This window comes from Nonomuraea antimicrobica (genome assembly GCF_039536965.1).
Lineage (GTDB): Bacteria > Actinomycetota > Actinomycetes > Streptosporangiales > Streptosporangiaceae > Nonomuraea > Nonomuraea antimicrobica.
In genome coordinates this window covers 23,164-47,214 of sequence record NZ_BAAAZP010000204.1, presented here as the reverse complement: position 1 = coordinate 47,214, position 24,051 = coordinate 23,164, and the positions used below count along the sequence as shown (strand labels likewise).

The 24,051-nt window shown below is 69.9% G+C and carries 23 protein-coding genes; 15 read left to right on the top strand and 8 right to left on the bottom strand.

Annotation, left to right across the window (positions count from 1 at the left end; all coding sequences use genetic code 11):
* Positions 1-496: 496 nt before the first annotated feature.
* The 3 genes from ABD844_RS45090 to ABD844_RS45080 all read right to left on the bottom strand — a co-directional run bounded on the left by ABD844_RS45090 (position 497) and on the right by ABD844_RS45080 (position 3,353).
* A complete protein-coding gene (locus ABD844_RS45090) occupies positions 497-1,438 on the bottom strand; it encodes an NYN domain-containing protein (RefSeq protein ID WP_344893383.1) in 942 nt (313 codons plus the stop codon).
* 107 nt (positions 1,439-1,545) lie between these two features.
* Positions 1,546-1,767, bottom strand: coding sequence for an acyl-CoA carboxylase subunit epsilon (locus ABD844_RS45085; RefSeq protein WP_344893380.1), 222 nt, complete (start codon positions 1,765-1,767; stop codon positions 1,546-1,548).
* Positions 1,764-3,353 (bottom strand): acyl-CoA carboxylase subunit beta, encoded by a 1,590-nt coding sequence (locus ABD844_RS45080; protein ID WP_344893377.1) that lies wholly within the window; start codon positions 3,351-3,353, stop codon positions 1,764-1,766. Before ABD844_RS45080 ends, ABD844_RS45085 begins: the two co-directional genes overlap by 4 nt.
* 36 nt (positions 3,354-3,389) lie before the next feature.
* Here ABD844_RS45080 and ABD844_RS45075 point away from each other — a divergent pair, with 36 nt between their 5' ends.
* The 3 genes from ABD844_RS45075 (at position 3,390) to ABD844_RS45065 (ending at position 8,490) form a co-directional block, all read left to right on the top strand.
* A complete protein-coding gene (locus tag ABD844_RS45075) occupies positions 3,390-4,166 on the top strand; it encodes an ABC transporter ATP-binding protein (RefSeq protein WP_344893374.1) in 777 nt (258 codons plus the stop codon).
* A gap of 59 nt (positions 4,167-4,225) precedes the next feature.
* A complete protein-coding gene (locus ABD844_RS45070) occupies positions 4,226-5,800 on the top strand; it encodes a hypothetical protein (RefSeq protein WP_344893371.1) in 1,575 nt (524 codons plus the stop codon).
* Positions 5,801-5,868: 68 nt separating this feature from the next.
* Positions 5,869-8,490: a phosphoenolpyruvate carboxylase gene (locus ABD844_RS45065; protein WP_344893368.1), complete on the top strand. Its 2,622-nt coding sequence runs from the start codon at positions 5,869-5,871 to the stop codon at positions 8,488-8,490.
* Between the two features lie 25 nt (positions 8,491-8,515).
* On the opposite strand, the gene ABD844_RS45060 is transcribed toward ABD844_RS45065, so the two are convergent.
* A complete protein-coding gene (locus ABD844_RS45060; protein WP_344893365.1) occupies positions 8,516-9,595 on the bottom strand; it encodes an epoxide hydrolase family protein in 1,080 nt (359 codons plus the stop codon).
* A gap of 127 nt (positions 9,596-9,722) precedes the next feature.
* On the opposite strand from ABD844_RS45060, the gene ABD844_RS45055 reads away from it, so the two are divergent.
* From ABD844_RS45055 to ABD844_RS45020, 8 genes are all read left to right on the top strand, one after another.
* Entirely contained in the window at positions 9,723-10,544 is an 822-nt protein-coding gene (locus ABD844_RS45055; protein ID WP_344893362.1) for a biotin--[acetyl-CoA-carboxylase] ligase, read from the top strand.
* Positions 10,545-10,629: 85 nt separating this feature from the next.
* On the top strand, positions 10,630-11,142 hold the full coding sequence (locus tag ABD844_RS45050) for a PH domain-containing protein (protein WP_344893359.1): 513 nt from the start codon (positions 10,630-10,632) through the stop codon (positions 11,140-11,142).
* Positions 11,143-11,256: 114 nt separating this feature from the next.
* The gene (locus ABD844_RS45045) at positions 11,257-12,342 is read left to right on the top strand and encodes an S-(hydroxymethyl)mycothiol dehydrogenase (RefSeq protein WP_344893356.1); all 1,086 of its coding nucleotides are present in this window, start codon (positions 11,257-11,259) and stop codon (positions 12,340-12,342) included.
* Positions 12,342-12,962, top strand: a complete 621-nt coding sequence (locus tag ABD844_RS45040) for an MBL fold metallo-hydrolase (protein WP_344893353.1) — start codon at positions 12,342-12,344, stop codon at positions 12,960-12,962. Before ABD844_RS45045 ends, ABD844_RS45040 begins: the two co-directional genes overlap by 1 nt.
* 125 nt (positions 12,963-13,087) lie before the next feature.
* A complete protein-coding gene (locus ABD844_RS45035) occupies positions 13,088-13,264 on the top strand; it encodes a (2Fe-2S)-binding protein (protein ID WP_344893350.1) in 177 nt (58 codons plus the stop codon).
* A gap of 24 nt (positions 13,265-13,288) precedes the next feature.
* Entirely contained in the window at positions 13,289-13,774 is a 486-nt protein-coding gene (bfr, locus tag ABD844_RS45030; RefSeq protein WP_344893347.1) for a bacterioferritin, read from the top strand.
* Between the two features lie 284 nt (positions 13,775-14,058).
* The gene (locus tag ABD844_RS45025; RefSeq protein ID WP_043620820.1) at positions 14,059-14,727 is read left to right on the top strand and encodes a response regulator transcription factor; all 669 of its coding nucleotides are present in this window, start codon (positions 14,059-14,061) and stop codon (positions 14,725-14,727) included.
* A gap of 3 nt (positions 14,728-14,730) precedes the next feature.
* On the top strand, positions 14,731-16,011 hold the full coding sequence (locus tag ABD844_RS45020; RefSeq protein WP_344893344.1) for an ATP-binding protein: 1,281 nt from the start codon (positions 14,731-14,733) through the stop codon (positions 16,009-16,011).
* Here the strand turns inward: ABD844_RS45020 and ABD844_RS45015 are convergent.
* Positions 15,995-16,480 carry a GtrA family protein gene (locus tag ABD844_RS45015; protein ID WP_344893341.1) on the bottom strand — a complete coding sequence of 162 codons (486 nt, stop codon included), beginning with the start codon at positions 16,478-16,480 and terminating at the stop codon, positions 15,995-15,997. The genes ABD844_RS45020 and ABD844_RS45015 overlap by 17 nt on opposite strands.
* A 473-nt stretch (positions 16,481-16,953) precedes the next feature.
* On the opposite strand from ABD844_RS45015, the gene ABD844_RS45010 reads away from it, so the two are divergent.
* From ABD844_RS45010 to ABD844_RS45000, 3 genes are all read left to right on the top strand, one after another.
* The gene (locus ABD844_RS45010) at positions 16,954-18,102 is read left to right on the top strand and encodes a 5-(carboxyamino)imidazole ribonucleotide synthase (protein ID WP_344893338.1); all 1,149 of its coding nucleotides are present in this window, start codon (positions 16,954-16,956) and stop codon (positions 18,100-18,102) included.
* Between the two features lie 88 nt (positions 18,103-18,190).
* Positions 18,191-18,667, top strand: coding sequence for a 5-(carboxyamino)imidazole ribonucleotide mutase (gene purE / locus ABD844_RS45005; protein WP_344893433.1), 477 nt, complete (start codon positions 18,191-18,193; stop codon positions 18,665-18,667).
* A 144-nt stretch (positions 18,668-18,811) separates the two neighbouring features.
* On the top strand, positions 18,812-19,699 hold the full coding sequence (locus ABD844_RS45000) for a GNAT family N-acetyltransferase (RefSeq protein WP_344893335.1): 888 nt from the start codon (positions 18,812-18,814) through the stop codon (positions 19,697-19,699).
* 59 nt (positions 19,700-19,758) lie between these two features.
* On the opposite strand, the gene ABD844_RS44995 is transcribed toward ABD844_RS45000, so the two are convergent.
* Both ABD844_RS44995 and ABD844_RS44990 read right to left on the bottom strand, forming a co-directional pair.
* Positions 19,759-20,280, bottom strand: a complete 522-nt coding sequence (locus ABD844_RS44995) for an HAD domain-containing protein (protein ID WP_344893332.1) — start codon at positions 20,278-20,280, stop codon at positions 19,759-19,761.
* 312 nt (positions 20,281-20,592) lie between these two features.
* Positions 20,593-21,906 (bottom strand): UDP-glucose dehydrogenase family protein, encoded by a 1,314-nt coding sequence (locus ABD844_RS44990; protein WP_344893329.1) that lies wholly within the window; start codon positions 21,904-21,906, stop codon positions 20,593-20,595.
* 125 nt (positions 21,907-22,031) lie between these two features.
* Here ABD844_RS44990 and ABD844_RS44985 point away from each other — a divergent pair, with 125 nt between their 5' ends.
* Positions 22,032-23,195: an acyl-CoA dehydrogenase family protein gene (locus ABD844_RS44985; RefSeq protein ID WP_344893326.1), complete on the top strand. Its 1,164-nt coding sequence runs from the start codon at positions 22,032-22,034 to the stop codon at positions 23,193-23,195.
* A 74-nt stretch (positions 23,196-23,269) separates the two neighbouring features.
* Here ABD844_RS44985 and ABD844_RS44980 read toward each other — a convergent pair whose 3' ends face one another.
* Positions 23,270-23,635, bottom strand: coding sequence for a tyrosine-type recombinase/integrase (locus ABD844_RS44980; protein WP_344893323.1), 366 nt, complete (start codon positions 23,633-23,635; stop codon positions 23,270-23,272).
* Positions 23,636-24,051 lie beyond the last annotated feature (416 nt).

Here is a 24,051-nt window from a genome sequence, read left to right as displayed (position 1 = left end):
CAGAGAGTGCTGACTGGCGGAAATCAGACGTGATCGTCACCCCACGCGAGCGCCACCGCGCCGCCCCCGTCCCCACGCATGGGGCAGCCCCCGCCGCATGGGGCGGATGCCGCGTGCGGGGCGGATGCCACGCGGGGCGGCCCCAGCGCGGCGGAACGGATTCCCGCGGGTGGAACGGCCCAAGGAGCTCCAGCGCGCGGGAACGGATTCCCGCGGGTGGAACGGCCCAAGGAGCCCCAGCGCGCGGGAACGGATTCCCGCGGGTGGAACGGCCCAAGGAGCCCCAGCGCGCGGGAACGGATTCCCGCGGGTGGAGCGGCCCAAGGCGCGTGGGGTGGATCCGGCAGGCCGGGAGGAGCGCTCCGCGGGCGTGGCGTGGGCCCGCAGGGCGCTCTGTCCGGGTGCTCTGTCCAGGTGCTCTGTCCGGGCGCCCCTGCCTGGGTGCTCTGTCCGGCACTCTGCCTGGGGTGCTCTGCCTGGGTGCTCTGTCTGGGCGCTACTTCGACGAGACGCCGACCCCCAGGTCGAACTCCCGGTAGACCCGGGCCCAGAACCCGTCGCGCAGCCACACCCGCGCCTCCGGGTAGGGCCGCAGCGAGTGCCCGAGCTCCTTCTCCGCCTCGATCAGCAGCTCGGTGTCGATCACGGTCGGCAGGATCGGCCCCGGCAGCAGGTCGCGGATGTTGTCACGGCCCCGGGTGAGGATCCACTTCTGGGCGACGTGCTCGCCCACGTCCTCCACGCGCGGGCGGCTCGGCCCGAGCTTGGCGACCTGGCCGGGCTTGGCGTGCGGTTTGACGGGCGCGCGCCCGGCGAAGACCTGGGCGGGCGAGGGGGCGGCGGCCGGTGGAGCGACCGGCACGGGTTGCGGAGCACGGCTGAAAAAGGGCCTCAGGAAATCAGCGGAGATCACTTCGACGGTGTCGGACTCCCACACCAGGCGCTCGGCCTGGTTGGTGCCGTACGGTGGCTCGACGCCCCAGAGGTGGATGCGCACGCCGTACGCCTGCGCCGCCTCGACCGCCGGGACCATGTCCTCATCGCCCGCCAGCAGGATCGTGTCGGTGACCGCGTGATGCCTGGCCAGTGCCTCCAGATCGCTCCGGATCTGCGCGTCCACGCCCTTCTGCTGGCCACGGGCGTTCAGGTTGCCAAGTCGCACCTTGACCCATGGAAGCTGGGCGATGACCCGCTGGTCGACGGTGGGCACGCGGTCACGGGCTGCGTCATACCAATAGATCCGCAGAAGCTCGCCGGAAATACGTTCCTCTGCATGTTTCTGTAGACTCTGGATGAGCTCATCGGCGGCCACCCGATATTCCTTGCGTTCCTTCGCACCGAGCAGCACTTCACCCGCCGCGGCGTAGAGATAACCTACATCCACCAGGACGGCGTACTTGGCTGCCACAGGATGCGGCATGAGGTCTGGGATGGCCATGTCGTCCTCCAGGCCGCGGTGTTAGTTGATCGGCTGACTATATACGCCTACTTTCTCTAGATAGTCCCAACTCCCGGGGAAGTTGACACCCGATTCTCAGGATCTATCTAGGGTAGTGCGCTCATCCGCCATGCCGACTTCCCTGGGACGACAGGCTTACGCATAGCTCTAGCCGGGTTTCGCCAAGTTTGGCTTCGGGGTATCGGAGAAGTCTCCGTTTCGGCTCGGGCAGTGGTTCGGGTGGCGGCCCGCGCGGCGAGTACGGCCGTCAGGGCCGCGATCTCCTCAGGCGTCGGATCGCCCCGGACAATATGCAGATGTGCCGTCATAGCGGGATGTTCCCATGCTTCTTGGGCGGCAGCGTCGCCCGCTTGTTCCGCAGTGCCCGCAGCGCCCTGACGACCTGGGGCCTGGTTTCGGACGGCCGAATCACCGCGTCCACGTAGCCGCGCTCCGCCGCGATGTACGGGTTGGCCAGCGTGTCCTCGTACTCGGTGACGAGCCTGGCCCGTTCGGCGTCGGGGTCGTCGGAGGCGGCCAACTCACGTCGATACAGAATGTTGACCGCGCCTTGTGCTCCCATGACCGCGATCTGGGCCGTGGGCCAGGCAAGGTTCACGTCCGCGCCCAGGTGCTTGGAGCCCATGACGTCGTACGCCCCGCCGTACGCCTTACGGGTGATGACCGTGATCAGCGGGACGGTGGCCTCGGCGTAGGCGTACAGGAGCTTGGCCCCGCGGCGGATGATTCCGTTCCATTCCTGATCGGTGCCGGGAAGGAATCCCGGCACATCAACAAAAGTCAGGATCGGAATATTAAACGCATCACATGTTCGAATAAATCGGGCGGCCTTCTCGGAGGCGTTGATATCCAGGCATCCGGCGAAATGCATGGGCTGGTTGGCCACGACGCCCACCGGCCGGCCGTCCACCCGGCCGTACCCGACCACCACGTTCGGCGCGAACAACGCGTGGACCTCCAGGAACTCCCCGTCGTCCAGCACGTGTTCGATCACCCGGTGCATGTCGTACGGCTGGTTGGCCGAGTCGGGGATCACCTCGTCGAGCCCGGGATCGGGCTCCAGGTCGTCGGCGGCCTCGAACACCGGCGCCTCGTCCAGATTGTTCGACGGCAGGTACGACAGCAGCGCCTTGACGTAGTCGAGCGCGTCCTGCTCGTCGGCGGCCTGGTAGTGGGCCACGCCCGACTTGGAGTTGTGCGCGTGTGCCCCGCCCAGCTCCTCGAACGTGACCTCCTCCCCGGTCACCGTCTTGATCACGTCGGGCCCCGTGATGAACATGTGCGACGTCTGGTCCACCATCACCACGAAGTCGGTCAGCGCGGGGGAGTAGACGTGGCCGCCCGCCGCGGCGCCCATGATGAGCGAGATCTGCGGGATCACGCCCGAGGCGTGCACGTTGCGCTTGAAGATCTCGGCGTACAGGCCGAGCGCGACCACGCCTTCCTGGATGCGCGCGCCGCCGCCCTCGTTGATGCCGATGATGGGGCAGCCGGTCTTGATCGCCAGGTCGAGCACCTTGACGATCTTCTCGCCGTACACCTCGCCGAGCGAGCCGCCGAACACGGTCACGTCCTGCGAGAACACGCACACCTGCCGGCCGTCGACCGTGCCGTGCCCGGTGATCACCCCGTCGCCGTACGGCCGCCGCCGCTCCAGCCCGAACAGCGAGGACCGGTGCCTGGCGAACTCGTCGAACTCGACGAACGAGCCCTCGTCCAGCAGCGCCAGCACCCGCTCCCTGGCGGTCATCTTCCCCTTGGCGTGCTGCTTCTCCACGGCCGCCGCGGACCCGGCGTGCACGGCCTCCTCCAGCCGCCGCTCCAGCTCGGCGATCTTCCCGGCGGTGGTGTGGAGGTCGCGCTCTTCCGGTTGCGGTTCCGCGGCTGTGCTCATGCGCGCAAGGCTAACTCCTCCTCCTAGAGTGGTTCCATGACGGACGCCGTGCGCACCCATGGCCTGCTCAAGCGATACGGGCAGCAGATCGCCGTCGCGGGTGTGGACCTCGTCGTACCGGCGGGGAGCTTCGCCGGGCTGGTGGGTCCCAACGGCGCGGGCAAGACGACCACCCTGAGCATGATCACCGGGCTGCTCCGTCCCGACGGCGGCTCGGCCGAGGTGGACGGGTTCCACGTCTGGCGAGATCCGGTCGAGGTCAAGGCGCGCATCGGCGTGCTGCCCGAAGGGCTGCGGCTGTTCGAGCGCCTGTCGGGGCGCGAGCTGCTGCTCTACAACGGCAGGCTGCGCGGCATCCCCAAGGCCGACGTCGAGCAGCGCGCGGGCGAGCTGCTGGCCGTGATGGACCTGACCGGCGCCGCCGACAAGCTCGTCGTCGACTACTCCACCGGCATGCGCAAGAAGATCGGCCTGGCCGCCGCGCTGCTGCACAACCCGTCGGTGCTCTTCCTCGACGAGCCGTTCGAGGGCGTCGACCCGGTCAGCGCCAACACGCTGACCGAGGTGCTCCGGCGCTTCACCGCCTCCGGCTCCACCGTGATCTTCTCCAGCCACGTGATGGACCTGGTCGAGCGCCTGTGCGACTGGGTGTCGGTGATGAGCGCGGGGCACATCGTGGCGCAGGGGCCGCTGGCCGACGTACGCGGTGGGCGCAGCCTCAACCAGGCGTTCCTCGAACTCGTCGGACGCGCGCCCGGCGGCGGCGAGACGGGCCTGAGCTGGCTCGGCGCCAAGCCGCGGGCGGAGTCGTGAGCACGCCGTCCGGTGCGCGCCGACCTGGCCACGGTGGCCTCACAGGCACGACGGCCCCCTTGAGCCTCCTGGGCACGGTGACGCTCTTCGCGCGGCTCAAGCTGCGCCTGATGGCCGGGAGCCTGCGCGGCGACCTCCAGCGCAAGCTCGGGTTCGTCTTCACCCTCCTCGCCGCCGCGGGCCTGGCCGTGCTCGGCTTCTTCCTGATGAGCCTGCTGCGGCTGGCGCCGCCCCACGTCGCGCTCTCGCTCGTGACCGTGGTCTTCTTCCTCCTGCTGCTCGGCTGGATGACCGTGCCGCTGCTGGCCTTCGGCCTCGACGACACGCTCGACCCGGCGAAGCTGGCGTTGTTCCCGCTGGACACGCGGCGGCTGGCGGTCGGCATGTTCACCGCGTCGGCGACCGGCGTGTGGCCGGTGGCGATGCTGGCCGCCACGTTCGGCGCCCTGGTCGGGCTGGCCTACGGCCTCGCCGGGCTGACGATCGGGATCCTGGCCGTGCTGCTGCAGTTCGCGCTGTGCCTGGTGGCGTCCAGGCTGGTCACCACCGTGCTGTCGAGCGTGCTGCGCACCCGGCGCGGCCGTGACGTGCTGGCCGTGGCGGCGCTGCTCGTGGTGGTGCTCGTCCAGCTCCCCAACCTGCTGATGAACTCCGGCTTCGGCGACCCCGCGGCCATGCTGTACCGGACGGCCGCCGTGCTCAGGTGGACCCCGCCCGGCATGATGGCCCACGCGATCGCCGACGGCGGCCTCGTCGCGCTGGGCGAGGTGGCGCTGGTGGCGCTGTTCGTGGCGGCGCTGGCCTGGCTGTGGATCAAGGCGCTGAGCCGGGCCCTGGTCACGCCCGACGGCTCCACCCAGGCCGCCTCCGTGCGCAGGCAGAGCGGGCTGGCCGACCGGTTCCTGCCTGACGGGCCGCTGGCCGCCGTGGTGACCAAGGAGCTGAAGTACATCAGGCGCGAGCCCCGCTTCCGCGTGGGGTGGTTCAGCGCCGTCGTGGTGACGGTCGTGTTGTCGGTCTCGCTGAGCAACACGGGCGAGGGCGGGGTCGGGCCTGGCACGCCCATCGTGCTGACCACCATCGGCGCGCTGATGATGGCGCTGCAGTCGGGCAACGCCTTCGGCATCGACGGCCGCTCGCTGTGGATGAACGCCGTCGTCTTCGGCTCGGAACGCGACCTGTCCACCGACCTGGCCGGCCGCCATCTGGCCAACGCGCTGATCGCGGTGCCGCTGCTCGCCGCCGTCGCCGTGGCGACCGGGCTGTTCACCGGCCATCCCGGCTCGATCCTGCCCGCGGCGCTGGCCGGGTGGGGCGCGCTGGGCATCGGGCTCGGGGTCGGCTCGATGACCAGCGTGGTGCTGCCGTACACGGTGCCGGAGCGGGTGAACGCCTTCACCGGGGCCGCTCCCGGCCAGGGCGGGCAGGCGTTCGCCTCGGCCATGGGCGGCGCGCTGGGCATCGGGGCGCTGGTGCTGCCGTTCGTGTTGCCGCTGATGTTCGGGCTCACCTGGGTCTGCGTGCTGGCGCCCGGTTATGGCCTGCTGGCGGAGGTGCTGGGGCGGCGGCTGGCCGCCAGGATCGGCTTCGCGCGTACGCCGGAGCTGCTCGCGGAGGTGTCGAAGGGCACCTGACCAGTGGTCTAGTCCAATTACTGAGACCCGTCTACGGCGTCCAGAATTGACTCGATACCCTTCGAAACATGATTGACCAGGGGTTTGAGCGTCGCAGTGTCGCCGTAACCGAGATGCCGGACGAGCTGCGCCACGATGTGCGCCTGCTCGGCAAACTGCTCGGCCAGGTGCTGGCCGAGCAGGGGGGCGAGGACCTGCTGGCCGACGTCGAACGGCTGCGCAAGGCCGTCATCGCCGCCCGCAGGGGCGAGATCTCGGCCGACGTGATCACCGAAATGATCGCCGGATGGGAGATCGAGCGGGCCGTGGCGGTGGCCCGCGCGTTCACTTGTTACTTTCACCTGGCCAACCTGGCCGAGGAGCACTACCGCATCCGTACGCTGCGCGAACGTGACGCGGAGGGCGCGGTGCAGCGCGAGTCGCTGGCGCAGGCCGTGCAGGAGCTGGGCCACGAGCGCGTCACCGAGCTGCTGGACGGCCTGGAGCTGCACCCGGTGCTCACCGCGCACCCCACCGAGGCGCGCAGACGAGCCGTCGTCACCGCCATCCAGCGCGTCAGCGGCCAGCTCACCGAGTACAACACCCCGGGCCGCGGGGCCTCCGAGCGCGCCGAGAGCAAGCGCCGCATGCTGGAGGAGATCGACCTGCTGTGGCGTACGGCCCAGCTCCGCTCGACCAAGCTCGACCCGCTCGACGAGGTGCGCACCGCCATGGCCGCCTTCGACGAGACGCTGTTCCGCATGGTGCCGCAGGTCTACCGCCTGCTCGACGCCGCGCTCGACGAGGGCACCGGCACCCGTCCCCCGGTGGCCCGGCCCTTCATCCGCTACGGGAGCTGGATCGGCGGCGACCGCGACGGCAACCCGAACGTCACCTCCAAGGTCACCCGCGAGACCGTCCAGATCCAGTCCGAGCACGTGCTGAGCGCCCTGGAGACCGCCTGCACGCGCATCGCGCGCACGCTCACCGCCTCCGCCCAGTTCGCGCCCCGTTCGCCCGAGCTGAAGAGGGCGCTGGCGGCGGCCGTCGACGCCCATCCCGACGTGGTCTCCGAGCTGGCCACCCGTTCGCCGCGCGAGCCGCACCGGCAGTGGCTGCTGTTCGTGGCCGCGCGCATCGCCGCCACCCACCGCCGCGATCTCGACCTGGCCTACCGTTCGCCCGCCGAGCTGCTGGCCGACCTGCGGCTGGCGCAGGAGTCGCTGGCCGCCTCGGCGCCGCGGCAGGCGTACGGCGAGTTGCAGCACCTCATCTGGCAGGTGGAGACGTTCGGCTTCCACCTGGCGGAGCTGGAGGTGCGCCAGCACTCCCAGGTGCACGCGGCGGCCCTCGCGGAGCTGCGGGCGGGCGGAGAGCCGTCGGAGCGCACCGAGGAGGTGCTCGCCACCATCCGGGTGATCGGCTGGATCCAGGAGCGCTTCGGGGTCACGGCCTGCTCCCGCTACGTGGTCTCCTTCACCCGGTCCGCCGACGACGTCGCGGCCGTGTACGAGCTGGCCCGCCACGCCCTCGGCGACCGCGCGCCGGTGCTCGACGTGGTGCCGCTGTTCGAGTCGGGCCAGGACCTGGCCAACTCGCCGCGCGTACTGACCGGCATGCTCGACATCCCGGAGGTCCAGCGGCGGCTGGCCGACACCGGACGGCGCATGGAGATCATGCTCGGCTACTCCGACTCGGCCAAGGAACTCGGCCCCGCGGCCGCCACGCTCCGGCTCTACGAGGCGCAGGAAGAGCTGACCGCCTGGGCCGCCGAGCACGACGTGAAGCTGCGCATGTTCCACGGCCGTGGCGGCGCCCTGGGCCGGGGCGGCGGTCCGGCCAACCGGGCCGTGCTGGCCCAGGCGCCCGGCTCGGTCGCGGGCCGGTTCAAGGTCACCGAGCAGGGCGAGGTCATCTTCGCCCGCTACGGCCACATCGCCATCGCGCGCCGCCACATGGAGCAGGTGGCCAACGCCGTGCTGCTGGCCTCCTCGCCCACGGTCGGGGCCCGCACGGCGAGCGCCGCCGAACGGTTCCGCGGCCTGGCCGAGCAGGTGGCCACGGCCTCCGAGCAGGCGTACCGGGCGCTGATCGAGGCGCCGGGCTTCCCCGAGTGGTTCGGCCTGGTCAGCCCGCTGGAGGAGATCGGCGCGCTGCGGCTGGGCTCGCGCCCGGCCCGTCGCGGGCTCGGCGCGCCGCGCTCACTCGACGACCTGCGCGCGATCCCGTGGGTGTTCGCCTGGGCCCAGACCCGGGTCAACCTGCCCGGCTGGTACGGCCTCGGCACCGGCCTGGCCGCGGTCGACTCCCTCGACGAGCTGCGGGCGGCGTACGCGGAGTGGCCGCTGTTCAATGCGATGCTGGACAACGCGGAGATGTCGCTGGCCAAGACCGACCGCTCGATCGCCAAGCGCTACCTGGCGCTGGGCGGCAGGGACGACTTCGGCCGCCAGGTGCTGGAGGAGTACGACCGCACCCGCGAGCTGGTCCTGCGGGTCACCGGGCACACCCGGCTGCTGGAGAACCGCAAGGTGCTCTCGCGCGCCGTCCAGCTCCGCGACCCGTACGTGGACGCGCTGTCGCACCTCCAACTGCGGGCCCTGCGCGCGCTGCGCACCGGCAACCCGTCGGAGCAGGAGCGCGACCGGCTCTCCACGCTGCTGCTGCTGTCGGTGAACGGGGTGGCGGCCGGGCTGCAGAACACCGGCTGACGCTCCCGGGCCGCCACCGCCGGGGCTACCGGTTCGCGAAAAAGGAGATGATGTCCGAGGTGAGCGCGTCCGTGGCGGTGTGCGCCGTGTAGTGGCCGTGGGCGGGGGCCGGGAGGGTCTTCCACGAGACGAGGTTCGCGTGGTCCCGCTCGGCGAAGCGGCGGATCGACCTGAAGTCGCCCTCGCCCATGGCCAGCGCGGTCGGCACGGTCGTGGGTTCCTTGGGCTGCTCGGCGCGGGCGTTCTCCCAGTACAGCCGCAGCGCCGAGCCGGCCGTCCCGGTGAACCAGTGGACGGCCGCGTTGGCCAGCACGAAGTCGTCGTCCAGGTCGTCGTCGAAGAGCTGGGCCAGCCAGCCGAGGAGCCCGGCGGGCGAGTCGGCGATCGCGTGCGCGAGCGTCTGCGGCTGCTGGGAGTGCAGCACGTTGAAGGCGCCCTTCTCCTTCCAGAACCAGTCGAGCACGGCCAGCCCGGCCTGGTCCTCCTCGCTCAGGTCGGCGAACTCGGCCGGGTCGCCCGACGGGAACGAGAAGAGCTGGGTGACGTGCACGCCCACGACGTGCTCCGGGTCGATCCTGCCGATCTCCGGAGAGATCATCGAGCCGGCGTCGTTGCCGACCGCGCCGTAGTGCTCGTGGCCGAGCCTGGCCATCAGCTCGGCCCACGCCTTGGCGATGCGCTGGTTGTTCCAGCCCAGCTCGCGCGTCGGCCCGGAGAAGCCGTAGCCCGGCAGCGACGGGATGACGAGGTGGAAGTGGCGCGACAGGGGCTCGATGGCGTCGAGGTATTCGACGATCGAGCCGGGCCAGCCGTGGGTGAGGATCAGGGCGAGCGCGTCGGGGTTGCTCGAGCGTACGTGGAAGAAGTGGATGTTCTGGCCGTCGATCTCGGTCGTGAACTGCGGGTAGGCGTTGAGCCTGGCCTCCAGCGCCCGCCAGTCGAACCCGTCGCGCCAGCGGCCGACCAGGCGCCTGACCCGCTCGACGCTCACGCCCTGCTCGGCGCCGGTGATCTCGTCGGTGAAGCGGGTCAGGGCGAGACGGGCGCGGAGGTCGTCGAGGTCGGTCTGCGGGATCTCGATGCGGAAGGGCGTGACGGTGCTCATCGGAGCTCCTCTTTGTGGATCGGAACGCTTCGTTCTGGTTCTAGAGTATCAGAACGGAATGCTTTATTCCACTCAATATCGGGGCGCGGGCTCATCGCTCCGCCTTCCCGCCTGCGAGGATGGGGAGATGCCCGACTCACGCTACTCCGACCTCGACCGGCCCCCGCTCTCGGAGGCGGCACTCAACCGCGCCCTGGTCCGTCCTGGCTCGCTGTGGACCGGTGTCACCGTCGTCGACAGCACCGGCTCCACGAACGCCGACCTGGCGCGGGCCGTTGCCGAAGGCGCCCCCGAGGGCACGGTGCTGGTGGCGGAGGCGCAGGAGGCGGGCCGTGGGCGGCTGGGGCGCGTCTGGGTGGCGCCGCCCCGCTCGGGCCTGACGTTCTCGATCCTGCTCCGGCCGCGCGTGCCCCTGGCCGCGCAGGGCTGGCTCTCCCTCCTGTACGGCGTCGCCGCCGCCTCCGCCGTCCGCCGCCTGGCCGAGGTCGACGTACGCCTCAAGTGGCCCAACGACCTGCTGATCGGCGAGCGCAAGCTGGCCGGGGTGCTGGCCGAGCGGGTGGACGACGCCGTCGTCATCGGCATGGGCATGAACGTCACGCTCAGGCCCGGCGAGCTGCCCGTCGAGACCGCCACGTCACTGGAGATCGAGAAGGCGGCCTGCACCGACCGCGACCCGCTGCTGCGGGCCGTGCTCAGGGAGATCGAGAGCCACTACCGCGACTGGACCGCGGCCATGGGCGACGCGGAGGCGTCCGGCCTGCGCTCGGCCTACCTCGCCGCCAACGCCACGGTCGGGCGGCAGGTACGCGTGGAGCTGCCGGGGGAGCAGTCGGTGACCGGGCTGGCCACCGGCATCGACCGCTTCGGCCACCTCCAGGTGGAGGCGGAGGGCGAGCGCTACACGCTGAGCGTGGGCGACGTCGTCCACGTACGCGCGATCGACTAGCCACGGCGACGGCGGCCCGGCCTGAACCGGTGGCGTTTTCGCGGTGCCGTGGCAGCCGGGCGGCGATGGTGGCACGATTTGGGCCATGACCATTCCCGACCACCATCTGACGCAGGGTGAGCGGCGCGTGCGGTCCTTCCACCCCCATTGGAAGCGGCTCGTCGTCCCCTTCATCGCGCTGGTCCTCATCGCCGCGGTCTCGGGCGCGGCGATCTACTTCGTTCCGAGCGACTTCGCCTACTCCGTCCATGCCCGGATCGCCGTCGTCGTCCTCGGACTCGTCCTGCTGACGATCTGGTCGTTCGTGCCGTACCTGCAGTGGAAGAACACCGGCTACGTGCTCACCACGCACCGCTTCACGATCAGCACGGGGGTGCTCAACAAGTCGACCGACGAGATCCCGATCACGAAGGTCAACACGGTCAGCTCCGACCAGACGTTCGCCGAGCGGCTGCTCGGCTGCGGCACGCTGACCGTCGAGTCCGCGGGCGACCGGGGCGAGATCGTGCTGCGCGACATCCCGAGGATCCAGGACGTCCGCACCGACCTGTTCCGGCTGGTGGAGGACGCCTCCGACGGCGAGGTCGACGGCCGCTGAGGGGGTCTCGCCGCCGTGGGCGGACCCCGTACGGGCCGACCTCACCGAGGAGTGCCCGGCGCGGTGCGGCCCCATGTCTTGCGGAGATCATCCTCCTGACACAAGATGACTGGCATGCCGTACGAAGTGCAGGGCGTCGTCGCCCGAGGCAAGGGTCAGGAAGTTTCCCTCGAGACGGTGATCGTCCCGGACCCGGGTCCGGGCGAGGCGGTGGTCGACGTGCGGGCCTGTGGCGTGTGCCACACCGACCTGCACTATCGGGAGGGCGGGATCAGCGACGACTACCCGTTCCTGCTCGGCCACGAGGCGGCGGGGATCGTCGAGGCGGTCGGCCCCGGCGTCACGGAGGTCGAGCCCGGCGACTTCGTGATACTCAACTGGCGCGCGGTGTGCGGCCAGTGCCGCGCCTGCCTGCGCGGACGCCCGTGGTACTGCTTCGCCACCCACAACGCCCGGCAGAAGATGACCCTCGCCGACGGCACCGAGCTGTCCCCGGCGCTCGGCATCGGCGCGTTCCTCGACAAGACGCTCGTGGCGGCCGGCCAGTGCACGAAGGTCTCGGCCGAGGCTCCGGCCGAGGTCGCGGGCCTGCTGGGGTGCGGCGTGATGGCGGGACTCGGCGCGGCGATCAACACCGGCGGGGTCACGCGCGGCGACAGCGTGGCGGTCATCGGCTGCGGCGGCGTGGGTGACGCGGCGGTCCTGGGCGCGTCGCTGGCCGGGGCCGCGAAGATCATCGCGGTCGACGTGGACGCCCGCAAGCTGGAGTGGGCCAAGGGCTTCGGTGCCACCCACACGATCAACTCGCGCGAGAGCGACCCGGTCGAGGCCATCAGAGACCTCACCGGCGGCCACGGCGCCGACGTCGTCATCGAGGCGGTGGGCCGGCCCGAGACGTACGAGCAGGCGTTCTACGCCCGCGACCTGGCCGGCACGGTCGTGCTGGTCGGCGTGCCGACGCCGGAGATGCGCCTCGAACTCCCGCTGCTCGACGTCTTCGGCCGCGGCGGCGCGCTCAAGTCCTCCTGGTACGGCGACTGCCTGCCCTCCCGCGACTTCCCCGTGCTCATCGACCTGTTCCTGCAGAACCGGCTGCCGCTGGACAAGTTCGTGTCAGAGACGATCGGGATCGGCCAGGTCGAGGAGGCGTTCGCCAAGATGCACCGCGGCGAGGTGCTGCGTTCGGTGGTGGTCTTCTGATGATCGACCGCGTGATCACCTCGGGCACGTTCTCCCTCGACGGCGGCACCTGGGACGTCGACAACAACGTCTGGCTCGTCGGCGACGCCCGCGAGGTCGTGGTCATCGACGCCGCCCACGACGCCGCGGCGATCGCCGAGCGGGTGGGCGGGCGCGCGGTCAGGGCCATCGTCTGCACCCACGCGCACAACGACCACATCAACGCCGCCCGCGATCTGGCCGGGCGGACGGGGGCGCCGATCCGGCTGCACCCGGCCGACCAGGTGCTGTGGGAGCAGGTGTACGGGCCTGAGGTCGCGTACGAGCCGCTGGACGACGGCGAGAAGCTGACGGTCGGCGGGATCGGGCTGCAGATCCTGCACACGCCGGGTCACTCGCCGGGGGCGGTCTGCGCGTACGCGCCCGACCTGGGGGCGCTGTTCAGCGGTGACACCCTGTTCAAGGGCGGGCCGGGGGCGACCGGACGCTCGTACAGCTCGTTCGAGACCATCATCGACTCGATCAGGGAACGGCTGCTCACCCTCCCGCCGGAGACCGTCGTCCACACCGGGCACGGCGATTCGACCTCGGTGGGCGCGGAGGCGCCGCACCTGGAGGAATGGATCGCCCGCGGCCACTGAGGGCGTGGACAGGGGAGTGTGACCCACCCAACATAGGCAAGCCTTACCGAAGTGGGCTACCTTAGGTGTGCCTAACCTATAGGCGCCCAAAGGTGCCGCCCCCTTCGCGAGAGGTAAGTCCCCGGATGTACGTATGCGTTTGTCGTGCCGTGACGGAGAACGACGTGCACGACTGCATCGCCGCCGGGGCGACGAGTGCGAAGCAGATTCGCGACACCACTGGTGCCGGTGGTGACTGTGCCCGTTGTGTACGGAAGATCTGTGCGATCCTGAAACGGTCTGAAGAACTGACGACCGCATAGCCGGATAGCGACGAGGGGCCCGTTATGCAGGGCGACAAGCAGATCATCGAGTTGCTCAACGAGCAGTTGACCGCGGAGCTGACCGCGATCAACCAGTACTTCCTGCACTCCAAGATGCAGGAGAACTGGGGATACACCAAGCTCGCCGAGCACACCCGCTACGAGTCGATCGACGAGATGCGCCACGCCGAGCGCCTCACCGATCGCATTCTCTTCCTGGAGGGCCTGCCCAACTACCAGCGCCTGGGCACGCTGCACATCGGCCAGACCGTCGAAGAGCAGCTCAAGGCCGACCTCGAGGTGGAGATGTCGGTGGTGCACCGGTTGCGCCCGGCGATCCAGCTCATGCGGGAGAAGGGCGACATCACCTCGGCGAACATCTTCGAGGACATCCTCCGGGACGAAGAAGAGCACATCGACTACCTGGAGACCGAGCTGGGGCTCATCCGCAACCTCGGTGAGCAGCTCTACCTGGCCCGCTACGCCGAGCCGCCGTCCACGGACGACTGACCGGCGCCGGATCGGCCTCGCATCGGTCCCGTGTCGGTGCGTTCATTGACATTCCCTGATGTACCCGGATTCGGGCGATTCTGGGGGAAACGCGGGCAGGCGGAGAAGCGAGGCCATCCGGCCGGGAATGATCGTCCGATGAATCCCTGGCCGGTGGCGGCGGCGTTTTAATCGCGACGTACCGTATTTTATTCGTGTTTGCCCAGGTCAATGGATAGGTCAACGACGAGTCAAACCGCGCGCTGTGCCCGGGAAACGATCGCCTAAGGTCCTACGATCGCTTCATGACCTGCGTACTTCTCGCCGAGGATGACACCTCGATTTCTGAGCCGCTCGCGCGTGCGTTGCGCCGCGAGGGCTATCAGGTCGAGGTGAGTCCCGACGGCCCACAAGCCCTGGAAAGGGCGCTATCGGGCGGCATCGACCTCATTGTCCTTGACCTTGGCCTGCCTGAGATGGACGGCCTCGAGGTCGCCCGCCGAATCCGCGCGGAGGGCCACGGCACTCCGGTTCTCATACTCACGGCCCGTGTCGACGAGGTCGACACCGTCGTCGGCCTCGACGCCGGCGCCGACGACTACGTCACGAAGCCGTTCCGGCTGGCCGAACTGCTCGCCAGGGTGCGCGCGCTGCTGCGGCGCGGCACCTCCGAGACCCCGGTCGTCCAGGGCGTGCGCATCGACGCCGACTCGCGCCGCGCCTGGATGGGGGAGAAAGAGCTGCACTTGACCACGAAGGAGTTCGACCTGCTGCGCGTCCTGGTCCGCGACGCCGGCAAGGTCGTCACCCGCGAACAGATCATGCGCGAGGTCTGGGACACCAACTGGTGGGGTTCCACGAAGACACTCGACATGCACATCTCCTGGCTGAGGCGCAAACTCGGCGACGACGCGGCCAAGCCGCGCTACATCACGACCGTCCGGGGGGTCGGCTTCCGGTTCGAGCGCGAGTAGGAGATGCGCCGCCGACTGCTCTCCTCCACCCTGGTCGTCGCGGTTATCGCGGTCCTGCTGCTGGGGGTCCCCCTGGGCGTCGTCGTCAGCCGTCTGATCGTCGATGAGGCGGCTCAGGAGCTCGGGGCGGAAGCCAAGCGTCTCGTGGGAGAGGTGGAGTATGCCCGCGTCCAGGAGACGCCGCTCGACCCCCAGCAACTGGAACAGAAATACCCGGGCCGGTTCATCCAGATCTGGGAACGCGGAACCCCCCTCAGGGTGACCGTCGTCGGCGAGCCCCCGCCGTCCGGTCACCTGATGACGGAGGACGCCCAGACCAACACCGGGGTCTACGTACGGATCAGCCGCGACCGTGACCAGGTCGAGCAGGACGTACGGGCCCGTCTGCTGCTCATCGTGGCCCTGGCCGTCGCCGCACTGGCGGTGGCCGTGAGCCTGGCCGTGGTGCAGTCACGTCGGCTCACGCTGCCCTTGCAGGACCTGGCGAAGATCGCCGACCGGCTGGGCTCCGGGGACGCGCGTCCGAGCAAGCACCGCTACGGAATCCCCGAGCTCGACCGCGTGGCACAGGTGCTCGACCGCAGCGCCACCCGTATCTCCGACCTGCTCACCCGCGAGCGGGAGTTCGCCACCGACGCCTCCCACCAGCTCCGCACCCCGTTGACCGGCCTCACCATGCGCCTGGAGGAGATCGTGGCCTCCTCAGACGAGCCGGAGACCGTGCGCGAGGAGGGTGAGGCGGCGATCGTCCAGGCCGAGCGGCTCACCGCCGTGATCGACGAGCTGCTGGCCGCCGCCCGCCGCCAGCGCCACGCCCAGGCCGAGCCGGTCGCGGTCGACGAGGTGATCATCCAGCAGATCACCGAATGGGAGCCGGTCTTCCGGGACGCGGGACGCATCCTGCGCCTCGAAGGCACCCGAGGGCTGAAGGCCATGGCCACCACCGGCGGATTCGGCCAGGTGATCGCCTCGCTGCTGGAGAACTCCCTGCGGCACGGCGGCGGCCCCGTCACCGTGACCACGACCTGCGGCGAGAACTACGTGGTGATCGAGGTCGCGGACGAGGGCCCCGGCATCGCCGACGAGATCGCCCCCAAGATCTTCGAGCGGAACGTCAGCGGCGGCGGAGGCACCGGGCTCGGCCTGACGCTGGCCCGCGCGCTGGCCGCGGCCGACGGCGGACGGCTGGAGCTGGTGCTGCGGCGGCCGGCGACGTTCGCCATCTTCCTGCGGCCCGCCGAGGACGACGGCAGCAGGAACCGGGTGGTCAGCGGTCCGGCCTGACCCCGCCGGTCTCGGGCAGCTCCACCGGGATCGGCTCGGTGGCCTCCAGGAACACCCACTTCTTGTACGACCAGTAGCGGAACAGCGTGCCGAACCCCACGCCCACGATGTTGGCGATGTTGAGGCTGAGCGGGTCGTCGAGGCCGAGCGTGTAGGTGGCGAAGCCGATCGTCAGCACGCCGAACAGCAGTGCGATGCCGTTGAGCAGGAAGAACAGGAAGTATTCGCGGCCCAGCCCGCTCTGCTCGCGGTCGCGGAAGGTCCAGAAGCGGTTGCCCAGATAGGCGAACGTGGTGGAGACCGTCGTGGCCGCGACCTTGGACGTCATCGGCCCCAGATCGAGCACGACGTTGCAGAAGTTGAGCAACCCCGTGTCGATCACGAACGCGATGGCCCCGATGCTGCCGAACTTGGCGAGCTCGTGCACAAGGGACGAGAACCGCTGGTAGAGGCGTTTGGCGACGTCCACGTCTCTGCTCGGTCCCTTCCTTTGTCGAGCCGGACCTCCCTAGCGTACCGGGGGCGATGTAGCCCGGGTGTCAGACGTATGAACATACCCAGCAAAGAACGCCTCCATAAATATCGTCCTATGACCGGCATAGCTGTTACGGCGGCATTACGCTGCGGTGGCGGCCCGAGGCCCGAGGCCCGAGGCCCGAGGCCCGAGGGTGGGCGGGGGCGCGAGGCGGCGGTCGCGCCTGTGAGCCGCTGGTGAGCCGCTGGGCGGTCGTGCCTGCGAGGCGACCCGGAACGGCCGCCCAGCTCCCGGCGTGGCGATCGCCCTTCGGCATGGTGATCGGCCCCTCGGCATGCTCGGCGTGGGGATCGGCCGTCGTCAGGGGCGGTGCCGGGGCTGGGACGTCGTTGGTCGGGGGCGGTGCCGGGGTCGGGTGTCGTGGGTGCGTCGGGGGAAGTCGTACCGTCCCGGTAAGCTCACCAGGCGTGAGTTCCTACCACCCCATCGGGCCGGTCGTCGGCATCGTCGGCGCGGGCCAGCTCGCCAGGATGACGCAGCCGCCCGCCATCGCGCTCGGCGTCGAGCTGCGGGTGCTGGCCGGCAACCCCGAGGAGAGCGCCGCCCGGGTCGTCGTCGACACGCGCGTCGGAGACTACCGTGATCTTGGTGACCTCCGCGAGTTCGCCCAGGGTTGCGATGCGATCACGTTCGACCACGAGCACGTGCCGACCGAGCACATCAGGGCCCTGGCCGCGGCCGGCCACGTCGTGCGCCCGGGGGCCGACGCCCTCGTGCACGCCCAGGACAAGGCCGTCATGCGCGAGCGGCTCACCGCGATCGGCGCGCCCTGCCCGGCGTGGGCGCGGGTCTCGTCCGCCGACGACGTGGCGCGCTTCGCCGCCGAGCACGGCTGGCCGGTGGTGCTGAAGGCGGTGCGCGGCGGCTACGACGGCCGGGGTGTGTGGGTGTGCCGCACGCCCGACGAGGCCGCGGAGGCGTTCGCGACCGGGGTGGAGCTGATGGCCGAGGCGTTCGTGCCGTTCGAGCGGGAGCTGGCGGTGCTGGTCGCCCGCTCGCCGCACGGGCAGGGCGTGAGCTATCCCGTCGTGGAGACCGTCCAGCAGGACGGCATCTGCGTCGAGGTCATCGCCCCCGCGCCCGGGCTCGACGCCGAGGAGTCCGCCCAGGCCCAGCGCATCGCGCTCAAGATCGCCGACGAGCTCGGGGTGACCGGGTTGCTGGCGGTGGAGATGTTCCAGACGTCCCGGGGGCTGGTGGTCAACGAGCTGGCCATGCGCCCGCACAACAGCGGTCACTGGACGATCGAGGGCTCGACGACCTCCCAGTTCGAGCAGCACCTGCGGGCCGTGCTCGACCTCCCGCTCGGCACGCCGCGGATGACGGCCCAGGTCGTCGTGATGGCCAACCTGCTCGGGGGCGACGACCCCGACCTGTTCAAGCGCTACGAGCACGTGATGGCCCACGACCCGGGCATCAAGCTGCACTTCTACGGCAAGGAGGTGCGCCCCGGCCGCAAGATCGGCCACGTGACGGCCCTGGGCTCCAACCTCGACGACGTGCGCGCCCGCGCCCGCCACGCCGCCGTCTACCTCATGACCGGGGAGTACACGTGAGAGACCGAAGCCGACGACCGGCCGTGTGCGCCGCCGCGGCGCCGGAGAAGGCACCGGAGAAGGAGGCGCTGTGACGATCGGCATCGTGATGGGCAGCGACTCCGACTGGCCGGTGATGAAGGCCGCGGCCGAGGCGGTCGCCGAGTTCGGGGTCCCGTTCGAGGCCGATGTGGTGTCGGCGCACCGCATGCCGGTCGAGATGATCGAATACGGCACCCGGGCGGCCTCCCGGGGCCTCCAGGTGATCATCGCCGGCGCGGGCGGGGCCGCCCACCTGCCCGGCATGCTGGCCTCCGTCACCCCGCTGCCGGTGATCGGGGTACCGGTGCCGTTGAAATACCTCGACGGGATGGACTCGTTGTTGTCGATCGTCCAGATGCCTGCCGGGGTGCCGGTCGCCACGGTGGCCGTCGGCGGGGCCCGTAACGCGGGGCTGCTGGCCGTACGCATCCTGGCCGCCTCCGACGCCGGGCTGCGTGAGCGGATGGTGGAGTTCCAGGGGCGGTTGAAGGAGCAGGCGTACGCCAAGGGCGAGAAACTCCGCGCCGAGGCCGCCGAACTCTGACGCCGCCGAACGCTGTCGGGCTCTGGGGCCGTTGAGCTAGGTGGCGGGCCTGGTCGGAGGGTCTGGTCGATGGGGTTGTTGTCGATGGCGGGCCCGTTGGGAGACGCCTTTTTTCCTGGGCGTACCGGCAGTTAGGGTGCCGCCATGGACGACCCGATCAAAGGACACGCCGCTCGCGTGAACGCCATGGACCCGCTCGTCGCCGGTCAGGACGACCTTCCGGCCAAGGACCAGGACGAATTACTCGAAGCACCCCATGCCGTCGGCCTGGCCTCGGTGGACCGGATCGACCCCGACAGCCTGCAGGCCACCTGGTCCCCGCTGACCGTGCACCGACTGCGGGCGAGGGTCGCGGGTCCCGACCCGGAGGCCGCGTTCGGGTCGCTCCTCGACCGCTGGCTCGCCCGGACCCGCGCTGACACGCCCGGTCAGGCGCTGAGCGTGTCGTGGCCGAGCCGTGACACGGTCCCCGTCAGGGCGCTGGCCGTACGCGGCTTCGCCCCCATCAACGTGGTGGCCGTCCACCGTGTCAGGCCGCCCGCCCCGGCCGCCTCCTCCCTCGCCGTCCGCCCCGCCACCGCGGACGACCTGGAGGCGCTGGTGCGGATGTACGAGCGGCTGGTGGCCTTCGACGCCCAGTTCGGCTGGGTAACGGAGAGGGCGTCCACCGGGGAGCGCATCAGGGAGTCGGTGGTGGCCGAGGTGCTGCCGCATCAGTGGTGCTGGCTGGCCGAGGTGGACGGCGAGCCCGTGGGGTGCGTCGTCGTGGAGCCGCCCGCCCGGTCGGGCTGGATCGCGGACGTCGTGAACGACTCGCCGGTGGGGTACCTGGGGGTCATGTACGTCGAGCCGTCGGCGCGCGGCCGGGGCGTGGGACCGGCGCTCGCGAACGTGGCCCACGGCCGTGCGGCGGCGGAGGGGGTGTCGTCCCTGCTGCTCCACCACGCACTGCCGAACCCGTTCTCGACCCCGTTCTGGGCCCGCCGCGGCTACCGCCCTCTGCTCACCCAGTGGGTACGTCACCCGGTATAGCGGCCTCCTGCCCGCGGGTGCGTCATGAGGACCGGTCAGTACAGCGTTGCCGGAGGTCGTCAGCCACGAGATCGCTCCTTGCCGTCGAGAGACGTCAGCCACTCTGCCGCCTGCTCGACGTGCAGATCACGGAGCCCTCGCCGTGGGCCGACATCGATGATGCGGAAGGCGTCCACATTGTCGTGGGATTTCAGGTATTGACGGTCGGCGCGTTCGAGGTCGTCGTCGAACCATACGAACGGCCTGCGGTTGACGTAGGCGGCGACGGGCGGCGTCTTCGGATGGACGCGAGGTGCGGAGGATCCGGAGTTGACGGGGATCACCGGTAGCTCGGGCAACCCGATCCGGGGTCCGATCTCCCGGTTCGCGTGCTCGACCCAGGTGGTCGCCCACGCCAGTTCGGCTCCGGTCTCGTGGGAGAGCTGCAGCAGCATCGGCCCGTGCTCGGGGTTGAGCACCACCGGGAAGGCCACGCCGTCGCAGACGGCCTTCACGCTCAGCCAGGTGGGGCCTTGCCTGTGATAAGGGTTCAGGACACCGTCAACGTCTAACAAGATCAGGGGACGGAGGTCGTCAGCCACGGCTCCCAGTCTCCCATCTGGCGATGAACTTCCTGACTTCCTCCACCAGCGGGTCAGGTCTGCCGGAATCAGCCCCCAGGCGTGAGCGCGCTCGAAGTACGGCGGGAAGCCCCATCGGCCGTCATGAACGCCTGGTAGTGGCCCGCCTGGGCGTGTCCTGTCCGATGAGGCCCATCGGTGCTGCCTGATCGCGGGCAGTCCGGGGACAGGACAAGAGGGCTGCAACAGTAAGGGCGAGGGGTAGCTCAAGGAGGCGGGGTGAGGGAGCTTCCGGAGGTGGAGCGAGAGGCCGTTTCAGGGGAGAACTGGAGGTCAGGGGCGGCCGAGGGCGCGGTAGTGCCAGCCGGCCGACCGCCACATCTCGGCGTTCAGCGCGTTGCGCCCGTCCACGATGCGCCGGGTGGCGACCACGGCCCCCAGCTCGTCGGGGTCGAGCTGCACGAACTCCTGCCACTCCGTCAGCAGCAACACCACGTGCGCCCCGCGAGCCGCCTCGATGGCCGATTCGCCGTAGTTCAGCTCGGGGTGAGCCTTACGGGCGTTGCCGAGCGCGATCGGGTCGTAGATGGTGACCTGTCCGCCCTGCTGCCCGATCGTGACGGCCACGTCGAGGGCGGGGGAGTCGCGGATGTCGTCGGAGTTCGGCTTGAACGCCGCCCCCAGCACGCCCACCGTGCACCCGTGGAAGGAGCCGCCGGCCAGCTCTCTGGCCAGCTCGACCATGCGGGACCTGCGGCGCATGTTGATGGCGTCCACCTCGCGCAGGAACGTCAGCGCCTGGTCCGCCCCCAGCTCACCGGCCCGTGCCATGAAGGCCCTGATGTCCTTGGGCAGGCAGCCGCCGCCGAAGCCGAGCCCGGCGTTGAGGTAGCGGCCGCCGATGCGGTCGTCGTACGACAGGGCCTCCGACAGCAGCTCGACGTCGGCGTGCGCGGCCTCGCAGACCTCGGCCATGGCGTTGATGAAGGAGATCTTGGTGGCCAGGAAGGCGTTGGCGGCCGTCTTGACCAGCTCGGCGGTGGCGAAGTCGCTCACCACGATCGGGACCTCGCCCAGCGGCTCGTACACCTCGCGCAGCATCTTCTCCGCCTGCTCGGAGCGTACGCCGAGGACGATGCGATCGGGGTGCAGGGTGTCCTCGACGGCGAAGCCCTCCCGCAGAAACTCGGGGTTCCAGGCCAGCTCGGCCGCGCCACCGGCGGGCGAGAGCCGGGCCAGCTTGTCGGCCAGCCGTTCGGCGGTGCCGACGGGCACCGTGGACTTGCCCACCACCAGGCACTGGCGGTCGAGGAGCGGGGCCAGCGATTCGATGGCGTTGTCGAGGTAGGTGACGTCCGCGGCGTACTCGCCGCGTTTCTGCGGGGTGCCGACGCAGACGAAGTGCACGTCGCCGAAGGCGGCGACCTCCTCATATGAGGTGGTGAAGCGGAGCCTGCCGGAATCGAGGCCGCGGCGGAGGACCGGTTCGAGGCCGGGTTCGTGGATGGGGAGCTCGCCTGCGTTCAACCGGCGGATCTTGTCGGCATCGATGTCGAGGCCCAGGACGTCGAATCCGAGATCCGCCATGCACGCCGCATGCGTGATGCCCAGGTATCCGGTCCCGATCACCGTGAGGCGATATGGCACGAGAGAGCTCCTTTCGATCGCGCAGGCATGTTACCGGCCTTAGCTACCTCCTACGTGCCACCTGCACCTCTTCGCAAACCGTACCGGCTGGTAACAAGATGCTCGGACGTCCTAGTATTCGATGCATGAGCTTCCCTCTTTACGCGCCCGCCGAAGAGCACGACATGCTCAGGGAGACGGTCCGGGCCCTGGCCGACGAGAAGATCGCGCCGCACGCCGCCGAGATCGACGAGACCGAGGAGTTCTCCTGGGACGTCTACAAGGCGCTGGTGGCGTCCGACCTGCATGCCGTACACGTGCCGGAGCAGTACGGCGGCGCCGGGGCGGACGCGCTGGCCACCGTGATCGTCATCGAGGAGGTGGCGCGCGCCTGTGCCTCGTCCTCCCTGATCCCCGCCGTCAACAAGCTCGGCACGGTCCCCCTCCTGCTCTCCGCCTCCGAGGAGCTGAAGGGCCGCTATCTGGCGCCGGTGGCGAAGGGGGAGGCGATGTTCTCGTACGCGCTGTCGGAGCCGGAGGCGGGCTCGGACGCGGCGGCCATGAGGACGCGGGCGGTGGCCGACGGGGACTCGTACGTGCTCAACGGCACCAAGATGTGGATCACCAACGCCGGTGTGTCGGAGTACTACACGCTGATGGCCGTCACGGACCCGTCGGCAGGGGCGCGCGGCATCTCCGCCTTCGTGGTGGAGAAGTCGGACGAAGGCGTCTCCTTCGGCCCCAAGGAGAAGAAGCTCGGCATCAAGGGCTCGCCCACCCGCCAGGTCATCCTGGACAACGTCCGCATCCCGGCCGACCGCCTGATCGGCGCGCCCGGCACCGGCTTCAAGACGGCCCTGGCCACCCTCGACCACACCCGCGTCACCATCGCCGCCCAGGCCCTGGGCATCGCACAGGGGGCCTTGGACTTCGCGATCGGCTACGTCAAGGAACGCAAGCAGTTCGGCCGCCCGGTGGCCGACTTCCAGGGCCTGCAGTTCATGATCGCCGACATGTCGATGAAGCTGGAGGCGGCCCGGCAGCTCACGTACCACGCGGCGGCCAAGTCCGACCGGGCGATGAACGGCGTACCCCAGAAGGACCTCACGTACCTGTCGAGCGCGGCGAAGTGCGCGGCCTCGGACGCCGCCATGGAGATCACCACAGACGCGGTGCAACTGCTCGGCGGGTACGGATACACCAAGGACTTCCCGGTCGAGCGCATGATGAGAGACGCCAAGATCACCCAGATCTACGAGGGCACCAACCAGATCCAGCGCATGGTCATGGCCCGCCAGCTCCTCAAGTAGCCCTGACATGCGGAAACCCCGCCTGCTGATCGCCAGCGGCGGGGTTCGATGTATCGTGATCGGGAGCTGAACGATCACTGTTCCGTGCCTGTTCCGTAGGACACTCTGTGCGGACGGAACAGGCGGTCGTCGATCGCCCGGCGGGCCCGGTCGTAGGAGCCGGGCATCATGTGGGCGTACACACGGAGGGTGAAGCCGGGATCGGCGTGGCCGAGGTACTCGGCGAGTTCCTTGACCGAGACCCCACCGGCCAGCATGACGCTCGCGTAGTAGTGCCGGAGCTGGTGCAGCTCCTCCTTGCGGGAGGTGGCATAGCGGCTCCTCTTGCGTGGGTCCTTGTCCGGTGCCGGGATCACGCCCGCGGCCACCAGAGCGGGCTTCCAGACGGTTTCGCTGTAGCTCCTGGCCTTGACGAAGCGATCGTCCGTCCAGCGGAACAACAGGTTGTGCGTGCGATAAGGCGGGTGACCTGCGTCACTGGCAGAAAAACTGCCAGTCGGTGGGCATGCGAAACCGCAGGTTGGCCTTCGACCTGCGGAAACGCCCGTCACAAATCAGTTGCCAACTGTGACGCTACGTGTGCATGGCTTGCCGGTTCTGTGCGGCGTTACCTCGCTTCCCCGTTCATGAGCTGTCGCCACAGCGCTATCGCATCGACGACCCGCACGCGCGGGCTCTCGGCGATACCCCACGGCAAGACGGACCGGTCATACCGCCGAATGAAGCCCTGCCCGCCGGCCATGCACTGCTCGAAGACCAGCGACAGGCACTCGCAGGTATAGGCCCGGACGCGGGCCGCACCCGGACGCTGCTGGACCGGGGTCCACCGCACCGGCACCGCGTCCGGGCGAGGCGC

Coding starts and splice junctions, on each gene's coding strand:
- ABD844_RS45090 (WP_344893383.1), bottom strand. CDS start 1,438: ATGGCCATCCCAGACCTCATGCCGCATCCTGTGGCAGCCAAGTACGCC.
- ABD844_RS45085 (WP_344893380.1), bottom strand. CDS start 1,767: ATGACGGCACATCTGCATATTGTCCGGGGCGATCCGACGCCTGAGGAG.
- ABD844_RS45080 (WP_344893377.1), bottom strand. CDS start 3,353: ATGAGCACAGCCGCGGAACCGCAACCGGAAGAGCGCGACCTCCACACC.
- ABD844_RS45075 (WP_344893374.1), top strand. CDS start 3,390: ATGACGGACGCCGTGCGCACCCATGGCCTGCTCAAGCGATACGGGCAG.
- ABD844_RS45065 (WP_344893368.1), top strand. CDS start 5,869: ATGATTGACCAGGGGTTTGAGCGTCGCAGTGTCGCCGTAACCGAGATG.
- ABD844_RS45060 (WP_344893365.1), bottom strand. CDS start 9,595: ATGAGCACCGTCACGCCCTTCCGCATCGAGATCCCGCAGACCGACCTC.
- ABD844_RS45055 (WP_344893362.1), top strand. CDS start 9,723: ATGCCCGACTCACGCTACTCCGACCTCGACCGGCCCCCGCTCTCGGAG.
- ABD844_RS45050 (WP_344893359.1), top strand. CDS start 10,630: ATGACCATTCCCGACCACCATCTGACGCAGGGTGAGCGGCGCGTGCGG.
- ABD844_RS45045 (WP_344893356.1), top strand. CDS start 11,257: ATGCCGTACGAAGTGCAGGGCGTCGTCGCCCGAGGCAAGGGTCAGGAA.
- ABD844_RS45040 (WP_344893353.1), top strand. CDS start 12,342: ATGATCGACCGCGTGATCACCTCGGGCACGTTCTCCCTCGACGGCGGC.
- ABD844_RS45035 (WP_344893350.1), top strand. CDS start 13,088: ATGTACGTATGCGTTTGTCGTGCCGTGACGGAGAACGACGTGCACGAC.
- bfr (WP_344893347.1), top strand. CDS start 13,289: ATGCAGGGCGACAAGCAGATCATCGAGTTGCTCAACGAGCAGTTGACC.
- ABD844_RS45025 (WP_043620820.1), top strand. CDS start 14,059: ATGACCTGCGTACTTCTCGCCGAGGATGACACCTCGATTTCTGAGCCG.
- ABD844_RS45020 (WP_344893344.1), top strand. CDS start 14,731: ATGCGCCGCCGACTGCTCTCCTCCACCCTGGTCGTCGCGGTTATCGCG.
- purE (WP_344893433.1), top strand. CDS start 18,191: ATGGGCAGCGACTCCGACTGGCCGGTGATGAAGGCCGCGGCCGAGGCG.
- ABD844_RS45000 (WP_344893335.1), top strand. CDS start 18,812: ATGGACGACCCGATCAAAGGACACGCCGCTCGCGTGAACGCCATGGAC.
- ABD844_RS44985 (WP_344893326.1), top strand. CDS start 22,032: ATGAGCTTCCCTCTTTACGCGCCCGCCGAAGAGCACGACATGCTCAGG.